Below are 18,218 nucleotides of genomic sequence, written 5' to 3'. Positions count from 1 at the left end.
GATGACCCGCACGTACGGATCTGTGAGAGGCGCATGAAATTGTTCATGCGCCTACTCTATTTTGCATGCTACTATAAAAAGTTTGAAAAATCGTTTAAAATGGGAGTTAGTTTTAACAATGCAAACAAGGGGTAGAGCATTTCATGGTACAGATTGTCAATCAGGAACAGGAATTGTTTAGCAAAATCGCTGCATTATATAGCTACTTCATAGAAAATAATGACGAAAAAACGGCTGAAAAAGCACGCCAGTTAGCCTGGAAGCTTCATAAACAGGAATTTTCAATCTCCTTTTGCGGGCATTTTTCTGCCGGGAAATCGACGATGATTAACCGGCTCATCGGTGAGGAGCTGCTGCCGTCAAGCCCGATCCCGACGAGTGCTAATTTAGTAAAAATTAAAGCCGGTGAAGATTTTGCTAAAGTATACTTTAAATTCGATCATCCCCATCTTTACCCCGCACCGTATGACTACGAGCAGGTGAAAAGCTACTGTAAGGACGGAGATCAAATCGAATCGATTGAGTTCAGCTCATCAAAAGCTCCTTTCCCGCAGGAGGCTGTGATCATGGACACCCCGGGAATAGACTCTACGGATGATGCCCATCGAATTGCGACAGAATCGGCACTTCATCTTGCCGATATTGTTTTTTATGTTATGGATTATAATCACGTCCAGTCAGAAGTAAACTTCATGTTTACAAAACAATTAACTGACGCGGGTAAACAAGTGTATTTGGTTATTAATCAAATCGATAAGCACCAGGAAACCGAGCTTGCCTTTTCTGAATTTTCACAATCTGTACACACTGCCTTTGCTTCATGGGGGGTAACACCGGCGAAAATCTTTTTCACGTCGTTAAAAAATGACAGCGAGCCGCATAATCAGTTTTCAGAATTGCAGCATTTTTTATTTGAAAAAATATCCAAGCGGGACAAACTTCTTCCCGGGACAATTTTTGAGTCGTTAAAGAAGCTTGCAGAAGACCATTTTCAGTTGATGGCTGCCGAGGATGAAGAACAATTGGAGGAATTAGACCGGCTGCTCTTGTCAGTGCCGGAGGAAAATTCCGCGACGCTTTTGCAAAAGACAGCAGACCTTCTTCAGGAGATTGAGCTGCTTGATAGTTCGATCGAGCTAGCGGCCGCAAAAATAGTGAATGAAACAGAAGCGATTTTGAAAAATGCCTACCTCATGCCTTTCCAGACAAGAGAACTGGCAGAATGCTACTTACAGTCGCGGCAATCTGATTTTAAAATAGGCATTTTGTTTTCGCGGCAAAAAACGGAACAGGCGAGGGCGGAGCGGCTGTCCGCTTTCTTCAACGATCTTCAGGAAAAAGTTAAATCCCAGCTTGAATGGCATTTAAAAGAGATGCTCCTGAAAATGATCAAGGAAAAATCGATTCATGATCCAGAGCTTGAGCATGCAGCGCAAACTATTTCGATCCAATTTGACGAAAAGCTGCTTGGGGAAACGGTGAAACCGGGTGCCGGGGTTACAGGTGATTACCTTTTAAATTATACAGAAGATCTTGCCAATGCATTGAAAAAGCTTGCCAGAGATCAAGTGCTGAAAATGAAAGAGCAAATCGTTCTCGTTCTACAGCAAAAATCAGCTGCCAATAAAGCCGTTTTACAGGCGGAACATAAAGAATTGGAAGCTTATCTTGAAGCCGCCACAAAGCGCGAGGCTATTTTTAAAAGCCAGACGAGTATCAAGTTTAACTTAGAAAAGCTTCTGTCTGGTGATGATTTTGACAGTCAGCCTATTTCTGCCCGGATAAAGGAGCTGCTTTCTCCTGACGCGGATATTCCAAAGATCATTCGCAACTCAGACAAGCAGGGATGTCCGGAAAAAACGAAAAGCCGAAAGGAGCGTCCGCACGGAGCCGTTTTGCTTCCTGAGAAGGACATAGCAGCAGCATCGGACCGGCGCAGCCGTCTCACATCAGCTTTAAGGCATGCCTCTGCACAAATAACCGATGTTCCGGGCTTATTAAAGCTCAGTGAAGACCTGATGGAAAAGGCCTTCCGTCTTGAAAACAAAAATTTTACTGTCGCACTTTTCGGTGCATTTAGCGCCGGTAAGTCATCGTTTGCGAACGCTTTGCTGGGGGAAAGCATCCTTCCTGTTTCTCCTAATCCGACAACAGCAGCGATCAACAAAATTAAGCCTGTTACAACAGACGAAGTGCATGGAATCGTAAATGTCAAACTCAAGGATGCTGAAGCGTTATTTGATGATGTGAACCGGTCACTACATTTCTTTGACATGAAAGCAGCCGATTTCGAAGACGCTCTTTTATTGATTGGCAGGCTGCTAACGAAGGAAACATTTAATGAGGCTGCCGAAAAAACGCATCTGGCCTTTTTAACTTCTTTTTATAAAGGCTTTAACGAATATGCAGATCAGCTCGGTACTGTGATTAAGACCGATTTACACGAATTTCGCGATTTTGTCGCAATTGAACAGAAATCATGTCTCGTTGAGTGGGTAGACGTGTTTTATGATTGCCCGCTGACAAGAGCAGGAATTACACTCGTTGATACGCCAGGCGCTGATTCGATCAATGCCCGCCATACCGGAGTTGCTTTTGATTATATTAAAAACTCGGATGTCATTTTGTTCGTTACCTACTATAACCACGCGTTTTCCAAAGCGGATCGCGAATTTTTGATCCAATTGGGGCGGGTAAAGGAAACGTTCCAGCTCGATAAAATGTTTTTTGCTGTCAATGCGATCGATCTTGCAGCTAATGAAGCGGAAATGGACGATGTGATTGGATATGTCAATGAGCAGCTGATTCAACATGGGATCAGACAGCCGAATCTGTTCGCTCTATCCAGCCTGCTTGCTTTGCGGGAAAAACAGCAGGAGGAGCCAGGCGCAAATTCTCGGATGCCCATTTTTGAACAAGCATTTTATTCTTTTATCGCCAACGATTTAACGGAAATGGCGGAAACAGCAGCAGAAGCAGACTTGAACAGAACAAAAAATATCCTTACAAAGCTGATCTCAGCTTCATTGGCAGACAAAGAAGCAAAAAATCAGCAGCGAATCGCGATCAGCAGCGAAAAAAGGAAGCTTCTTGACAGGATTCGGTCGCAAAGTGCTGAAGTTTTATTGAACAGGCTAAACCAGGAAACAGATGAGCTTGCCTTTTATATAAAACAGCGCGTATTTTTCCGATTCAATGATTTTTTTAAGGAAGCTTTTAACCCATCCCTTCTCAAGGATGATGGAAGGAACTTGAAAAAAGCAGTAGATACGGCGCTCGAAGACTTGCTGGACAGTCTCGGCTTTGATTTCGCCCAAGAAATGAGGGCGACCGGGTTGCGGATTGAAGCCTACATCCGCAACATCACGTCCGGGTTTTATAGCGCTTTTACAACTGAACTGGCAAGCGCTAATCGCGGTTTAAGCTATTCAACGCTCGACGCTTTCGAGTTTGAGAGCATTGAATTTCAGTCTGCATTCAAGGATATCGACCGGCAATTGTTTAAAAAGGCGACAGCTTATTTTAAAAATCCGAAAGCATTCTTTGAAAAAAATGAAAAACGGTTGATGAGCGAAGAACTGGAAAGAGCGCTGCACCAGCCAGCTGATCACTATATAAAATTGCAGGGTGCCAGATTAAAAGAACATTATTCCCGATTGCTTTCAGATCTGTTTACAACGATGTTAGCGAGCATTACGAGACAAACAGAGGATTTCTATGATGGAATTCTGGCTGCGTTAAATGATGGTTATCCTGTAGACGCACTGAAGAAAAAAGCTGAAGAAATTGAATTCTTTCGCGTAAAGGATGAAGAAAATGGAAAACTGGCTGGAGGAGCTTGAAGAACAGTATCGAATAACGGTTCTGTATGCGTGTGAGGCAGGGAGCCGGGTATGGAATACAGATTCGAAACAATCTGACTTTGATATCCGGTTTATTTTTAAATACAAAGACTTGAAAAGCTATATTGCTCTGAATCCGCGACCAGCCGTGATCGACATCACGCAACCTTTTGACGCACAGGGCTGGGATGTCAGAAAAGCATTGCAGCTGGCCGGAAAGTCAAATGCAAGCCTTTACGAATGGGCCTTCACTCCTTTAGTTTACCGGGACGCCACAGGCTTTGGACAGCGCTTAAGGAACATGGCTGAATCAGTTTTTTCTCCTTATTCGCTGTTTATGCATTATGGGAGCCTGATGGCAAGAAATTTAAAGGAGGTAACAGGGAAACAAAGAGTTGCGGCCAAGCAGGTAAAACAATTGATCCAGGCGGGCAGAAGTTTTTTTATTGCCGACTATTTAGCTACAACAAATGAAATTTCGTCGCCATACAGGATACTGGAAGCAATCTATGAAAATCCTGACACAGAACTTATAAAAAATTACATGCTTCTTATCAATTCGAAAAAAAATGGAATCTCACCGCCCGCAGAAGCGCTTCAATTTGTCTTTGTTGAACTGGAAAAGCAAAGGGCACTGTTATCAGAACGCCGGGAAAATCTCATCCGCAGCAAAATTTCAACGGCAGAACTTAACGACTGGCTTTGGGAACTGCTGGAACTATAAGCGAAGGAAGGGTTATATGGAAAGCTCATTTCATGCCTGCGCAACATGCATTCACTTTCAGGCGGTCAGGACCGATAAGGCGATGAATTATTTTTGCGGGCGGCTCGGATATGAAACGAGGCCGGACTATCGGTTTAACTGCTGGAGCCCAAAAGAACATGTGAAAAAATTGATCGAGAAACGGGAACAGGGAAATTGAACGCTGTTTCGGCTGGCAACACCGTTAAGTAGTTTCACCTCTGTCCGTGTTATAATAGATTTTATTGAAAAAAAACATTTGCCGGAAGGGAAGATTTTTAAGAATATGAACAAGCCCACATTTATGCTTGTCGACGGAATGGCCCTATTGTTTCGCGCTTTTTATGCCACTGCCGTTACAGGCCAATTTATGGTCAATTCAAAAGGACTGCCGACAAATGCTGTTTACGGCTTTGTAAAGCATTTTTTCACTGCCGTTTCCTCCTTTAACCCTTCGCACGTCGCCGTATGCTGGGATATGGGAAGCAAAACGTTCAGGACTGAGCTTTACGATGGTTACAAAGCAAACCGGGGCGAGCCGCCGGTTGAATTGATTCCCCAATTTAATCTCGTTAAAGAAATGGTCGACGCTTTTGATGTACCGAGTATCGGGCTGGAAGGCTTTGAAGCGGATGACTGTATTGGAACGATAGCAAGGCAAAGCAGCGTTGATGCAAATGTAATGATATTAACCGGTGACCAGGATATTTTACAGTTAATTGATGATCATATTTCCGTTATTCTTTTGAAAAAAGGCTACGGCAATTACCTCGTTCATACGAGGGATACTTTTTTTGAAGAAAAGGGAATTTTGCCTGCACAGATGATCGATTTAAAAGCGTTAATGGGTGATCCAAGCGATAATTATCCAGGCGTCAAAGGGATCGGCGAAAAGACAGCTCTCAAGTTGCTGAAGGAATATGAAAATGTGGCAGGAATTGTTGCCAATCTTGATCGGCTTTCCAACGCCCATCGATTGAAGATTGAGCAGGATCTTGAAATGCTCCATTTAAGTCGGCAGCTCGCCGAAATTAAATGTGATGTCCCGATTGCCTGCACCCTTGATCAGGCGGCATATCGGGTAAACCGTGAAAAAGTGCTCGAGAAATTTGTTGACATGGAATTTAAAGGCCTGCATAAATTTCTTCAATCAGAAAAGGAATATGCGTAAAGAAGGAACTGCATTCGTGCAGTTCCTTTTTTCGCTAAAATTCAAGTTGAGCAGATACGCTAATGTTTAACGCCTTGAAAAGTGGGAATCGTTGTATATCTAAGCTGTGCAGTAAATGGAACACGGCAGCAGACTGCGGTATTACGCTTTCCTTTCATATGAAAGGAATAATCAGCCACATGCTTCCTCAAAATAACAAAAGAGGTGAACGGTTATGAATAAAGGGGTAATGATCGCATTATTAAGTATCGGAGCAGCACAGGGATTAAAGATCCCAATTCATTATGTGAGAAAAAAGGAGTGGCGCCCTGAATTGTTTTTTCAGACTGGCGGCATGCCGAGCTCCCACTCTGCAGGTGTATCGTCTTTGACGACGTATATTGCCCTAAAAAGAGGGGTACCGACGATTGATTTTGCCCTTTCCCTCGTGTATGGGTTGATCGTTATGTATGATGCACAAGGAATCCGCCGTCAGGCTGGAGAGCTGACATTGAAAGTTAACGATCTCGGAGAACTAATCGATAAAATTCATAAGGAAGAACGGGTAGAATTTGAAGAGAAAACCCCAAAAAAACTGAAAGAAATGCTCGGCCATCAACCGGAAGAAGTTCTTGGCGGAGCGGTCCTAGGGGTTTTAGCCGGTGCAGCGGGTTATTTTTTGTCGAAAAATGATAGAAAAAAGACATGTACTAAGGTAAGATAAAGGAGGGAAACAATAGCAGTCAGGGAGAGGAATGGTTAAGTCAGTGCGAACAGTGGAAGAGTATTTGCACGAGTTGCAAAGCAAAGGCTTTCATTTTCGGGAAGACGCTGTAGGGTTCATCTATTTTGGGAAAAACTACACAAACGCCAATGATGAGCTCACAAACACGGCAATCGAACTAACGCTTAAAGTGCAAAAAAAGTTTGATGGAAGCTTTTTCGTTTCATTGCTTGAAACGCTATCTGTAAATAAGATTGAAACAAGGCAGGAAGCGATCCGGTTTATCAGGGAAAAACAGCTTCTTGCCATATAACGAAAGACAAGAAGCTGCCTTCTTGTCTGTTATTTTTGTTTTACGTGATTGGAAGTTGCTTCATGAACCAATTCGTGTTTCTGTTTTAACAAAGAAGCAGCAGGTTTTCGCGGAAGCTCGGCAAAAACCATTCCTGCAAATATCAGCATACAGCCGAGCACTGCACTGAAACTTAATCGTTCACCAGCCCAAACATATGCTGTTACAGCAGCAAACACCGGTTCCATCGCAAAAATTAACGCAACTCTAGTTGGCGTCGTGAACTTTTGAAAGCTCGTTTGCGCGAGAAAAGCAAGCGCAGTAGCGAATACGGCTGTGATCAACAATGCTGCTGCAACATCTCGGGATAACAAAATATCATGTTTAGCAACAGACTGCCAATCTTCAAAAAGAAAAGCAGAAATGGCTGAAAGCAACGCGACAGTTGAAACTTGAATCATGGTTAACAATAGGGCCGGAAATTGCCCTGCATATTTGCCTGTCATCAAAATGTGCATGGCAAAACCAATCGCACAAACAAACACTAATCCATCACCTGTTGTCAGTCCTGAAGTACCTGCCATTGTCAGCAAATACAACCCCGCTGTTGCACCAATAATGCCAATCACCGCGTTTCTTCCGGGCCGCTCGTTCAATAAGTAAATCGCAAAAATCGGTACCATCACAACGCTTAATCCCGTAATAAACCCCGCTTTCGATGAAGTCGTGTAGAGGAGTCCAGCTGTTTGAAAGGCGTAGCCGATAAAAAGCAAAAAGCCGAGAAACAAACCGGACATCACGATTTTTTTATTGAGATGGCGCAGCTGTTTACGCTCAAATAAAAAAAGCCAGCCGCCAAGCAAAATCGCCGCTAAAAAAAATCGGATTCCATTAAAGGAAAAAGGGTCAAGAAAAGCGATTGCGTTTTGAACAAGAACAAAAGTTGAACCCCAGACAAACGCAATAAGAAGCAGGCTGAAATCAGCGAAAAGCTGCTTTTTCATCATGATTTAGCCCCGCTGTTTTTTCTTATTGCATATCGGGCAAGCTCGTCAGCCGTTTTGTTCTCGCTTCCAGGTATCCATTTCATAAAAAACAACTCCAATTGATCCGCTAAAGCAAGAGCTTTTTCGAGAAGCGGTGCATAGTCTTTATTTTTGGCAAACTCCTTTTCGACCGCCCTGTTAACCAGCTCGGAATCAGTGCGGAATGAAACCGTCTTGTACCCCTTTTCAATGCAGATTTCCAGACCTTTTATCAGGGCATGATACTCCGCTTCATGATTGGTCATAATACCGAGGGGAATCGAATATCTTTCAACAATACCATTGCCTTTAATGAAGACTCCTGCGCCGCTTGGCCCGGGATTTCCGGCACTTGCTCCGTCAATATATATTTCAAGCAAAGTTAGATCCTCCAAACGATTTTATATATAAAGTTGTTCCCTATATTCTAAACAGTTTTTAAAAGCGCTGTTTTTAATTTTATCATAATCGGCAGGACTGCTAAAGCATATAGAGTGAGCAAAGATAGGAAAAGATATAGACATCAGTAAATTGGCTGACCAAATAGGTGGTTGGGATGCAGGCCGCATTAATAAAATTGTAAAAAAACGATTATAGCCTGAATCGTATTTCCATCTTCGATCTGAAAAAAATGTTAAAATTAAAAATAGTGCAAAAGCATAAAAAGGGCTGAAGAAAATGAATTATAAATTGGAGTGGAAATATAAATTAAAGGGAAAAGAAACGGTGTTATTCATTTCAGATTGGCTGAGTGGGGAGCAGGCATTGCGGGCAGGGGAAGAAATTGAAAGCTCTGGAAAGGCTGCCGCACTTGCCTTTTATGATGAAGGCGATGTATCTTGGACATTGAAAGAGCTTAAAAAGCTTCTATCTGAAGTAGAAACCGAACCCCATGATGTGATTGTTTATTTTGATGGAGGATTTCACAAGGAAACTTTCCAGGCGGGACTTGGTGCAGTAATTTATTACAAGCAAGGGAAAAAGAAATACCGGATTCGTGCGAACGAACTTGTTGATGAAATCGAGACAAATAACGAAGCGGAATATGCTGCGTTATTTTATGCTTTAAATATACTTGAGGAGCTTGGTGTCCATCATATTTCTTGCGAATTTAAAGGCGATTCCCAAGTTGTTTTAAAACAGTTGGAAGGGGAATGGTCATGCTATGAAGAAGTATTGAATAGATGGCTTGATCGAATTGAAAACAAACTGGAAGAGCTTGCAATCATGGCAAAGTATACTCCGATTTCCCGAAAAGACAATACCGAAGCTGATAAGCTCGCCAGCCAGGCTCTTGACGGAAAAATGATAACCAGTAAAATGCAACTATTATAATGCACGCTGAATTGATTAAGGAAGTGAACCAATGAAACGAAAAGACTTGCTCCATGAAATGGGAGAGTTGATGAGTCATTATTGTGACGGCTGCTTTCTGCACAAGCAACACAGAAAAGAACAAGGAAAAAAATACGCCCACCGATTCTGCATTACCCAATGTACAGTAGGAGAGAAAATAAAAGCTTATGGGAACAAGCTCACATAAGCATAAAATAAAAAGGCCGGCAATATATCGCCGGCCTTATAATATATCGAAAGGATTAAAGCTTTACTACGTTAGCAGCTTGAGGTCCACGGTTTCCTTCAACGATTTCAAAAGAAACTTCCTGGCCTTCCTCTAAACTCTTGAATCCGTCACCTTGGATCGCGCTGAAATGTACGAAAACGTCTTCTCCGCCTTCAACTTCGATAAATCCAAAGCCTTTTTCATTGTTAAACCATTTTACTTTACCATTTTGCATGAATAATTTCCTCCTAAGCCATCCACGACACTATTTATAGTGTCAAAGTTAAATATTAACCATGAAGCGAATTAATACCATAAACGGTAAACAATCCAACTTAATGATGCTTATATCATACACGATTAACCTATGTTAGTCAACCAATACGCACATTATTTTATGAAAAAAAGAGGATTTTTTATAAAATTTTAAAAATTTTAGCACTTATATCAGCTTTCTCTTCTTAGTATCGTTAACAATTGCAGCAACCCTTTATGATATCGGGAAAGCAAAAGTGCCCGAAGAAATCCTGAATAAGCCGGGAAAGCTGACAAATGATGAGTATCAGGTTATGAAGCAGCACACTGTTCACGGCTATGAGCTGCTTACGATATAGACCAATTAGACCGACGGGCCGCTCTTGTAGCTATACAGCATCATGAACGAGAGGATGGCGGGTGGGGGGTATCCGTACGGCTTAACAGTTCTCAAAGATTGATGCTTAACAAAATCATAAAAGTTTACTTTCCTCATATCCTGTAAGTAAATGCGGCTTATAGAGGGTGAGAGCATGTACCGGTTTACCATTGATAATGAAGAGTGGATTTTAAGGTTTTCTCCGGCAGTTGCAATCGAACAAGAAATAAAGGATATCATTGTTAGATCCCTCGCTCTTCTGGGGAGTAAACTTCCTGCTTTTCCGCATGGTGATGCATTTGTCATCTTCAATGAGAAGATAGGCCTAATCGTATTTAACGTTGAGAAACTCCCTTCTTTTATTTTAACTATTTCCAGCATTGTTCCAAGAGAGAAATGGTTTGAAATTAAAAGTCGCACTTTAAAGAAATATATGAATTAGAATCCGGCCGGTTTTTTTGGCCGGTTTTTTACATAGGGCCGATCACTCATTAGACAGACACGTATTCGCTTGGAAAAAAATTTCACTGAACTTAGCAATAATGTTAATATTTTAGTAGAAGGAATGATATGAGGGAGTAATCAACATGAAATTAATCATTGCCGAGAAGCCGGATCAGGGGGCGACTTTGGCCTCTGTTTTTAAAATGAAAAAGCACAGTGGCTTTATTGAAATTTTTCCAAATGACATCTTTATAAAAGGGGCTTATGTGACATGGGCAATCGGCCACCTCTGCCAGCTTTCCGCACCTGAAACATACAAACCGGAGTGGAAAAAGTGGAGTTTGCAAACATTGCCGATCGTACCTGATCAATTTAATTATGAAGTAACGAAAGACAAAGGAAAGCAATTTGCTGTCATCAAAAACCTGATCTCCAAACCGGAAGTTTCCGAAATTATTCATGCGGGCGATGCCGGGCGGGAAGGTGAGTTGATTGTCCGCAATATATTGCGGCTCACTAAGTGTAGAAAGCCAATGAAGCGATTGTGGATTTCCTCGCTGACGCCAAATTCGATCAAAGATGGATTTCATTCGCTGTTAAGTGAAGAGGACACGAGAAACCTATATTATGAGGCATATACGCGCGCTTGTGCGGACTGGGTGGTCGGAATGAACGCCTCAAGGCTGTACAGCTTGCTGCTCCAGAAAAATGGCTTTTCTGATGTGTTTTCAGTTGGCCGCGTGCAAACCCCGACGCTTGCTTTAATCGTTCAAAGAGAGCATGAAATTGACTCCTTTGTGTCTGAACCATTTTGGGAGGTTCAGGCAAAATTTAATATAGAAGGTAAAAAGTATGAAGGAAAGTGGGAAAAGGATGGCGAGACAAGGATCAAAACGAAGGAGCTTGCCGAAAAAATAGCCGCCTTCTGCCAGGAGAAGCCTGCCGAAGTTGCCGATGTGCAGTCGGAAAAGAAAGAATTTTTGCCGCCGCTCTTGTATAATCTTTCAGCTCTCCAGGCGGATGCCAACAGAAGGTTTAAATTTTCGCCTAAGAAGACATTGGACGTTCTCCAGAAGCTGTATCAAAGAGGAATCGTCTCCTATCCCCGTTCCGATTCGCGCCATGTTACGAAAGGCGAGGCAGAAACCTTCCCGGGCATCTTAAACAAGATTGAGAAACTGCCCGGATATGCAGACTTATTTCCGCTGCCCCATTCGTCAATTGCAACAAACAAGCGTTATGTGAATGATAAAAAAGTGACAGACCACTACGCGATTATTCCAACAGACCAGGTTCAGAATATCGATAAGCTGAGCGGTGATGAGCAGAAATTGTATGACCTGGTGGCGAGAAGCCTTGTCGCCGCCCATTATCCACAGGCTGTAACAGAATATACAACCGTTCAAACTGTTGTCGATGGGCGCGCTGAATTTATTTCAAAAGGAAAGGTTCAGCTTGAAGAAGGCTGGCGAAAAGTGCTGCCGCAAAAGGAAAAAGAAGAAGAGCCGCTGCTACCATCCCTCCACGCCGGGGAAAAGGGAACAGTCTTCAAGGCTGATGTAAAAGAAAGCAAAACGCAGCCGCCAAAACGGTATACAGAAGGGCAACTGATCACTTTGATGAAAACCGCCGGGAAGCATATTGAGGACAAAGAGCTCGAAAAAGTGCTGATGAAAACGGAAGGCCTTGGAACAGAGGCAACCCGCGCCGGAATCATCACGATGTTAAAGGACCGGAATTATATCGAAATCACAAAAAACCTTGTGTATGCGACCGCAAAAGCAAAAATTTTGATCGGGGCAATCGGGGAGCAAGTGCTTGCTTCACCTGAAATGACAGCGAAGTGGGAGCAAAGGCTGAAGGAGATCTCAGAAGGCAAGGCATCACCAAAGCAGTTTATGGACCAGACCGGCAAAATGGTTGCCTATCTTATTTCTGCAACGGTAGAGGAAGCGGCAAATTGGACATTCAAGAGCGAAGAAACGGAAGGCTTTATTCCGCGCAGCCCAAAGCAGAAGCGCGTAACCAAGCTTGGTAAATGCCGAAAATGCGATGGACAAGTCATCGATAAGGGCAGCTTTTTCGGCTGTACGAACTACAATAAAACAGGCTGCAAATTCACGCTGTCCAAAAAAATCGCCGGCAAAACGATCACCCAAAAGCTCGCAAAGACCCTTCTCGAACAAGGCACAACAGATACGATCGAGGGTTTTAAAGGGAAAGACAAGCTTTTTAACGCGAAGTTGACTTGGGATGCCAACAATGAAAAGATTGTTTTCTTGTTTGAGAAAAGCCCTTCAGGTGTGTAGAAGACATGGATGGCAGTGCTATCTTGCCACTGTCTTTCATGTATAGTAAACTTTTAATGTTAATGATTTTTGGGAGGGTACGGGATGCCAACACCTAGTATGGAAGATTATATTGAACAAATTTTTATATTGATTGAAGATAAAGGATATGCGCGCGTTTCCGATATAGCAGAAGCGTTGTCTGTCCATCCCTCCTCAGTAACAAAAATGGTTCAAAAGCTTGATAAGGATGAGTATCTTGTTTATGAAAAATACCGCGGTCTCATTTTAACTCCGAAAGGCAAGAAAATTGGCAAACGGCTTGTCTATCGTCACGAGCTGCTCGAGCAGCTGTTGAAAATGATCGGGGTAAAAGACGAAAATATATATGCCGACGTTGAAGGTATCGAACACCACCTCAGCTGGGATGCAATCGACCGGATCGGCGACCTCGTCCAGTTTTTTGAAGAGGATCAGAGCCGCTTGAACGCACTGAAGGAAATCCAGAATCGAAATGAAGTCGAATAGAAGAGTTCATACATAAAGCAGCAGCCTTGTCGGAACATTCCAGCAAGGCTCTTTTACTTTATTTGAAAAGTACTGAGATAAAGAGATTTTCCCACCTTAAAATAATTCCGGTAATTCATCAAAAACTGATGTTCCTTGTGGAATCCCATCATCAGCAAGTTCAAACCCGGACAAAATACCGGCTTCGATTTCCAGCACAGCCTTGCGGTAAGAAATAATCCTCCCGGTCGAAGTGTGGAAGTTTATGATTTCACCGTCGCGGTTTTTATGGACACCAACAAGTTTTTCTTCAGGCATCTTCTCGCTCCTTTCTCCTCATCAGTCTGTCAGTTTTTATAAAAAAATAAACCAAATAAAGGACCTAACGACTCAAATAGCGAACAAGATTATGACCATTCCACAAGAGAGGAAACTTTTTAGTAGATACGAACGTAAATTAAGTAAATTTCACAATGTAATAAGCTCAACCGAAAAACGAATGAAGTTATCTAAAGAAACAGCAGTATGAACTACTATCTTAATTTTAAATAACTGTTCGTTTTTGAATTAAAGAATTGCTTTATGAAATTTCATTCACAAATATTTTAAAGCAGGTGATCATTTGGGTTCATTCGATTGGACAAGTGAAGCTGAAAAACAATGGGACAAGAGAGCGGGGTTTTGGAATTCGCGCAGCAGCGAGATGTGGGATCATGGCAGCCGAAAAGATATCGTCCCATTTATCGAAAAGCATCTTGAACCGGGTAGCACCGTTTGTGATCTTGGCTGTGGCGACGGTTATGGTGCAATCAAGCTTGCCAAAGCTGGTTTTACAGTGACCGGAGTAGACGTTTCCGCGGAAATGGTTGAAACCGCGGAAACTAACGCAAACGGAACATCAGCGGAATTTTTAAAAGCAGACATTTCACGCCTGCCCTATGCTGATAGCTCTTTTACAGCTGCTGTTGCGATTAATTCATTGGAGTGGACGGAAAATCCATTAGCTGTTCTTTGCGAAGCAAAACGAATCGTGAAAAGCGATGGTTTAGCGGTCATTGCAATCCTCGGGCCAACAGCAATGCCGCGGGAACACAGCTACCGCCGCCTATATGGCGAAAAAGTGATCTGCAATACGATGATGCCATGGGAATTCGAAAAGCTTGCTTTGGAAAACGGCTGGAGGAAAATCGATGAATTTGGGGTATACAAAAGAGGGACAGAAGCTTTGCAAATCAAATCATTACCGCTTGAATTAAAACAGTCGCTTGCGTTTATGTGGGTATTTATGCTGGAGAATACGAAGTAGAAAGGGAGTTTATCATGAGCAGATATTCAGTTAATGAATTTGTCAATTCAACAAAGCAGCAGGATAAAGGTGAAGGACTTTTTGAACTGGAAACACCAAGGCTTCTCGAAATAAACCTCAATGGCCAGGTGTGGGCGAAAGCAGGTGCGATGGTTTCCTACCGCGGCAATATTAAATACGAGCGGGAAGGAATTTTTGAACACGGAATCGGTAAAATGTTTAAAAAAGCTCTTTCAGGTGAAGGGGCATCCTTAATGAAGGCTACAGGAAATGGCAAGCTTTACGTTGCAGATCAGGGCAAAAAAGTGTCGATCCTGAATTTGCAAGGGGAATCCATTTTTGTGAACGGAAATGACCTGCTGTCGTTCGAATCTTCAATCGATTGGGATATCAAGCTAATGCGGAGGGTTGCCGGAATGATGGCCGGCGGGCTGTTCAACGTCAGGCTTGAAGGATCGGGAATGGTCGCGATCACCTCCCATTATGAACCGGTGACATTGCTGGTCACTCCAGATAATCCTGTCTTTACAGATCCGAACGCTACTGTTGCGTGGGCCGGTACGCTTGAACCAGAGTTTGTAACCGACATTTCCTTGAAGACGTTTTTAGGCAGGGGGAGCGGTGAATCGATTCAAATGAAGTTTTCCGGAAACGGATTTGTCGTCGTCCAGCCGTATGAAGAAGTGTATTATTCACAGCAGTCCTAACAAAAAAAGAGGCGTCCTCCAAGGATGCCTCTTTCAATTATAAAAAATCACTTCCACTCATACGGCGTTTCTTGATATACATAATAGTTTAACCAGTTCGAAAACAACAAATGGGCGTGGGAACGCCAGCGGTTAACCGGCAGCATTTGCGGATTATCGTTAGGAAAATAGTTTTCCGGCATGTGGATGTCCAGTCCTTTTTCTCTGTCGCGCTTATATTCCTCCGCGAGTGTATTTGCATCATACTCTAAATGGCCGGTAATCATAATGCGTTTGCCGTCTCGTGAACTGATCATAAACGGTCCGGCTTCCTCCGATAGAGCCAGAAGCTTTAAGTCTTTGTTGTCCACTATCTCGTGCAGATCAATCCCCGTGTTTCGGGAGTGGGGAGCGGCAAAAACATCATCGAAGCCTTGCAGCAACTTTTCACGCCTGTCACAGATTTGATGAAGATACACCCCTGAACATTTTGCTGGCAGTTCATGCTTCCCAATCCCGTAATGGTAGAACAAAGCCGCCTGTGCTCCCCAGCATATATGCAGGCATGAAGTTACATTATCCGATGTCCATTCCATGATCTCCGTGATTTCCTGCCAGTAGGAAACTTCTTCGAAAGGCAGTAATTCAATAGGTGCTCCGGTAATAATCATCCCATCGAACTTTCGCTCTTTAATGTTTGCAAATGTTGTGTAAAATTGCTCTAAATGCAACGGGCTTGTTGTTTTTGATTCGTGGGTAGCTGTTTTTAGAAAAGTGATATTAATCTGAAGCGGGCTGTTCCCGAGCAGCCTCAGCAGCTGCGTTTCTGTTTTCTCTTTTTCCGGCATCAGGTTTAAGATCAGAATATTTAGCGGGCGAATGTCCTGTCTGTTGGCACGGTCCTCATCCATAATAAATATTTTCTCGGATTCAAGAACCTCACGGGCGGGCAGGAGCTTCGGTATTTTAATCGGCAAAACAGCACCTCCAAATAAAAAAATATTGCTTACCTGAGTAAATTTCACAATGTAATAAGCTAAACCGAAAAACGAATGTAGCTGTCTTAAAGACAGGGGGATGCCGTTAGACTAACTTTAATACTATCTTAATTTAAAAAAACTCGTTTTTCACTTAATGAATTGATTTATGAAATTTATACCATTAACTACATTATAAATAGCTGATTAGCGCGAGACAATTGTTTGTTCATTGAAAAGGCTAAAAATTTTTAAATATTGTTCTTTAGAATATATCTCGCAGTGTTAAAATATAGAAGAGAGTTTTCATATTATTTCAATCAATCAGGGGGATCAACATGAACTTAAAAACAGAGGTAAAATCCGATATTGAAATTGCCAGAGAGTCACAAATGAAGCCGATTGTTGAGATTGCAGCAACTGTTGGGCTCTCGGACGATGATATCGAACTTTTCGGAAAATATAAGGCCAAGCTGTCAGCCGATACACTGAAAAAATTGCAAACGAAAGAGAGCGGGAAAATTATTCTCGTGACTTCCATCAACCCGACGCCTGCCGGAGAAGGGAAATCGACCGTTACGGTTGGATTGGCCGATGCATTTACGAGCTTAGGGAAGAAAACAATGATTGCGATGCGCGAGCCGTCACTTGGGCCAACAATGGGAATAAAGGGCGGGGCAACAGGGGGAGGATATTCCCAAGTGCTGCCGATGGAAGACATCAATCTTCATTTTACCGGTGATCTGCATGCGATCACAACAGCGAATAACGCTCTCGCTGCACTGCTTGACAATCACCTCCAGCAAGGCAATGAGCTGCAGATTGATCAAAGAAGGATTGTCTGGAAGCGGGCGCTCGACCTCAATGACCGGGCGTTAAGGAAGATTGTCATCGGCCTTGGCGGACCCGTACAGGGAGTGCCGCGTGAGGACGGTTTTGATATCACGGTTGCTTCGGAAATCATGGCAGTCCTATGCCTTGCCGCTGACCTTAACGACTTAAAAGCTCGGCTTGGCCGGATGGTAATCGCTTATAACATTAACCGGGAGCCGGTAACAGTAGCCGATTTAGATGTTGAAGGTGCTTTAACTTTGTTGTTGAAAGATGCCGTAAAACCAAATCTTGTGCAAACGATAGAACATACACCAGCGCTGATTCACGGCGGCCCATTCGCCAACATTGCCCATGGCTGCAACAGTGTGATCGCAACGACGGCGGCCGCAAAGCTGGCCGACTTTGTGATCACTGAGGCAGGGTTTGGTGCAGACTTGGGCGCAGAAAAGTTCTTGCATATTAAAGGGCGCAGTGCCGGCATCAAACCGGAAGCCGTTGTTATCGTCGCGACTGTCCGTGCCTTGAAGATGCATGGCGGCATGATTAAATCTGAGTTAAAAAACGAAAGTGTAGCCGCACTAACAGCCGGTTTCGCGAATCTTAAGAAGCACATCGAAACGATCGAGAGCTTTGGCCTGCCATTTGTAGTCGCAATTAATCGGTTTATTACGGACACAGAAGCCGAAGTGTTGGCGCTTCTTGAGCTTTGCCGGCAGGAAAACATCCCAGTCGCTTTAACGGAGGTTTGGGAAAAAGGCGGAGCAGGCGGTGTCGAGCTCGCAGAGAAAGTTTTGAAGGCTATTGACACGAACGAGACCGAATATCAGCCATTATACGATCTTTCGGATCCGCTCGATGTGAAAATACGGACAATCGTTCAAAAGGTTTATGGAGCAAGTGATGTTGAATTTTCACCAAAAGCGAAAAAACAATTAGAAGAGTTCGATGATTTTGGCTGGGGACATTTCCCGATCTGTATGGCGAAAACCCAATATTCATTGTCGGATGATCCAGCAAAGCTTGGGAGACCAGCGGATTTTACGGTGCTGGTCCGTGAGCTGAAGCCGTCGGTAGGAGCTGGTTTTATCGTCGCCCTCACCGGAGATGTCATGACAATGCCGGGCTTGCCAAAACAGCCGGCAGCTTTAAAAATGGATGTCGATGAAAACGGACAGGCAGTTGGCTTGTTTTAAAGAAATGGGG

General features: G+C 43.2%; 20 protein-coding genes. 15 read left to right on the top strand and 5 right to left on the bottom strand.

Going from position 1 to position 18,218, the window contains the following annotated elements:
* Positions 1-143 precede the first annotated feature (143 nt).
* The 6 genes from CU635_RS16405 to CU635_RS16380 all read left to right on the top strand — a co-directional run bounded on the left by CU635_RS16405 (position 144) and on the right by CU635_RS16380 (position 6,771).
* Positions 144-3,842: a dynamin family protein gene (locus tag CU635_RS16405; protein ID WP_101578463.1), complete on the top strand. Its 3,699-nt coding sequence runs from the start codon at positions 144-146 to the stop codon at positions 3,840-3,842.
* On the top strand, positions 3,817-4,566 hold the full coding sequence (locus CU635_RS16400) for a nucleotidyltransferase domain-containing protein (protein WP_180956494.1): 750 nt from the start codon (positions 3,817-3,819) through the stop codon (positions 4,564-4,566). The genes CU635_RS16405 and CU635_RS16400 overlap by 26 nt, the downstream gene beginning before the upstream one ends.
* Positions 4,567-4,582: 16 nt before the next feature.
* Positions 4,583-4,765, top strand: a complete 183-nt coding sequence (locus CU635_RS16395) for a hypothetical protein (RefSeq protein ID WP_101578461.1) — start codon at positions 4,583-4,585, stop codon at positions 4,763-4,765.
* A 105-nt stretch (positions 4,766-4,870) separates the two neighbouring features.
* Positions 4,871-5,755, top strand: a complete 885-nt coding sequence (locus CU635_RS16390) for a 5'-3' exonuclease (protein ID WP_101578460.1) — start codon at positions 4,871-4,873, stop codon at positions 5,753-5,755.
* 214 nt (positions 5,756-5,969) lie between these two features.
* Positions 5,970-6,458: a divergent PAP2 family protein gene (locus tag CU635_RS16385; protein WP_101578459.1), complete on the top strand. Its 489-nt coding sequence runs from the start codon at positions 5,970-5,972 to the stop codon at positions 6,456-6,458.
* Positions 6,459-6,489: 31 nt separating this feature from the next.
* Positions 6,490-6,771, top strand: a complete 282-nt coding sequence (locus CU635_RS16380; protein WP_180955686.1) for a DUF6123 family protein — start codon at positions 6,490-6,492, stop codon at positions 6,769-6,771.
* 29 nt (positions 6,772-6,800) lie between these two features.
* Here CU635_RS16380 and CU635_RS16375 read toward each other — a convergent pair whose 3' ends face one another.
* Together CU635_RS16375 and CU635_RS16370 are read right to left on the bottom strand one after the other, a co-directional pair.
* The gene (locus CU635_RS16375) at positions 6,801-7,754 is read right to left on the bottom strand and encodes a DMT family transporter (protein WP_101578468.1); all 954 of its coding nucleotides are present in this window, start codon (positions 7,752-7,754) and stop codon (positions 6,801-6,803) included.
* Positions 7,754-8,155 carry a reverse transcriptase-like protein gene (locus CU635_RS16370; protein ID WP_101578458.1) on the bottom strand — a complete coding sequence of 134 codons (402 nt, stop codon included), beginning with the start codon at positions 8,153-8,155 and terminating at the stop codon, positions 7,754-7,756. Before CU635_RS16370 ends, CU635_RS16375 begins: the two co-directional genes overlap by 1 nt.
* A gap of 298 nt (positions 8,156-8,453) precedes the next feature.
* On the opposite strand from CU635_RS16370, the gene CU635_RS16365 reads away from it, so the two are divergent.
* Both CU635_RS16365 and CU635_RS16360 read left to right on the top strand, forming a co-directional pair.
* Entirely contained in the window at positions 8,454-9,110 is a 657-nt protein-coding gene (locus CU635_RS16365) for a ribonuclease H family protein (protein ID WP_101578457.1), read from the top strand.
* A 31-nt stretch (positions 9,111-9,141) separates the two neighbouring features.
* Positions 9,142-9,318: a zinc-finger domain-containing protein gene (locus tag CU635_RS16360; protein WP_101578456.1), complete on the top strand. Its 177-nt coding sequence runs from the start codon at positions 9,142-9,144 to the stop codon at positions 9,316-9,318.
* 55 nt (positions 9,319-9,373) lie between these two features.
* On the opposite strand, the gene cspD is transcribed toward CU635_RS16360, so the two are convergent.
* Positions 9,374-9,574: a cold-shock protein CspD gene (cspD, locus tag CU635_RS16355; protein ID WP_101578455.1), complete on the bottom strand. Its 201-nt coding sequence runs from the start codon at positions 9,572-9,574 to the stop codon at positions 9,374-9,376.
* A gap of 211 nt (positions 9,575-9,785) precedes the next feature.
* On the opposite strand from cspD, the gene CU635_RS24375 reads away from it, so the two are divergent.
* From CU635_RS24375 to mntR, 4 genes are all read left to right on the top strand, one after another.
* A complete protein-coding gene (locus tag CU635_RS24375; protein WP_425427545.1) occupies positions 9,786-9,953 on the top strand; it encodes an HD-GYP domain-containing protein in 168 nt (55 codons plus the stop codon).
* Between the two features lie 174 nt (positions 9,954-10,127).
* A complete protein-coding gene (locus CU635_RS16350; protein ID WP_101578454.1) occupies positions 10,128-10,415 on the top strand; it encodes a hypothetical protein in 288 nt (95 codons plus the stop codon).
* A gap of 145 nt (positions 10,416-10,560) precedes the next feature.
* Positions 10,561-12,726, top strand: a complete 2,166-nt coding sequence (locus CU635_RS16345; RefSeq protein WP_101578453.1) for a DNA topoisomerase III — start codon at positions 10,561-10,563, stop codon at positions 12,724-12,726.
* A gap of 84 nt (positions 12,727-12,810) precedes the next feature.
* Positions 12,811-13,233: a transcriptional regulator MntR gene (mntR, locus tag CU635_RS16340; protein WP_101578452.1), complete on the top strand. Its 423-nt coding sequence runs from the start codon at positions 12,811-12,813 to the stop codon at positions 13,231-13,233.
* Positions 13,234-13,329: 96 nt separating this feature from the next.
* On the opposite strand, the gene CU635_RS16335 is transcribed toward mntR, so the two are convergent.
* Positions 13,330-13,530, bottom strand: coding sequence for a DUF3892 domain-containing protein (locus CU635_RS16335; protein ID WP_101578451.1), 201 nt, complete (start codon positions 13,528-13,530; stop codon positions 13,330-13,332).
* A 304-nt stretch (positions 13,531-13,834) separates the two neighbouring features.
* Between CU635_RS16335 and CU635_RS16330 the strand changes: the two genes are divergently transcribed.
* Both CU635_RS16330 and CU635_RS16325 read left to right on the top strand, forming a co-directional pair.
* On the top strand, positions 13,835-14,518 hold the full coding sequence (locus CU635_RS16330; protein WP_101578450.1) for a class I SAM-dependent methyltransferase: 684 nt from the start codon (positions 13,835-13,837) through the stop codon (positions 14,516-14,518).
* A 14-nt stretch (positions 14,519-14,532) separates the two neighbouring features.
* Positions 14,533-15,225, top strand: coding sequence for an AIM24 family protein (locus CU635_RS16325; protein WP_101578449.1), 693 nt, complete (start codon positions 14,533-14,535; stop codon positions 15,223-15,225).
* A gap of 47 nt (positions 15,226-15,272) precedes the next feature.
* Here the strand turns inward: CU635_RS16325 and metA are convergent, their stop codons facing one another.
* Entirely contained in the window at positions 15,273-16,181 is a 909-nt protein-coding gene (gene metA, locus CU635_RS16320) for a homoserine O-acetyltransferase MetA (RefSeq protein ID WP_101578448.1), read from the bottom strand.
* A 338-nt stretch (positions 16,182-16,519) separates the two neighbouring features.
* Here metA and CU635_RS16315 point away from each other — a divergent pair, with 338 nt between their 5' ends.
* The gene (locus CU635_RS16315; RefSeq protein WP_101578447.1) at positions 16,520-18,208 is read left to right on the top strand and encodes a formate--tetrahydrofolate ligase; all 1,689 of its coding nucleotides are present in this window, start codon (positions 16,520-16,522) and stop codon (positions 18,206-18,208) included.
* The last annotated feature ends 10 nt before the right edge of the window (positions 18,209-18,218 follow it).

The sequence above is a fragment of the Bacillus canaveralius genome (assembly GCF_002860125.1).
Classification (GTDB): Bacteria; Bacillota; Bacilli; order Bacillales; family Cytobacillaceae; genus Bacillus_BJ; species Bacillus_BJ canaveralius.
This window is presented reverse-complemented; position numbering and strand designations above follow the sequence as displayed.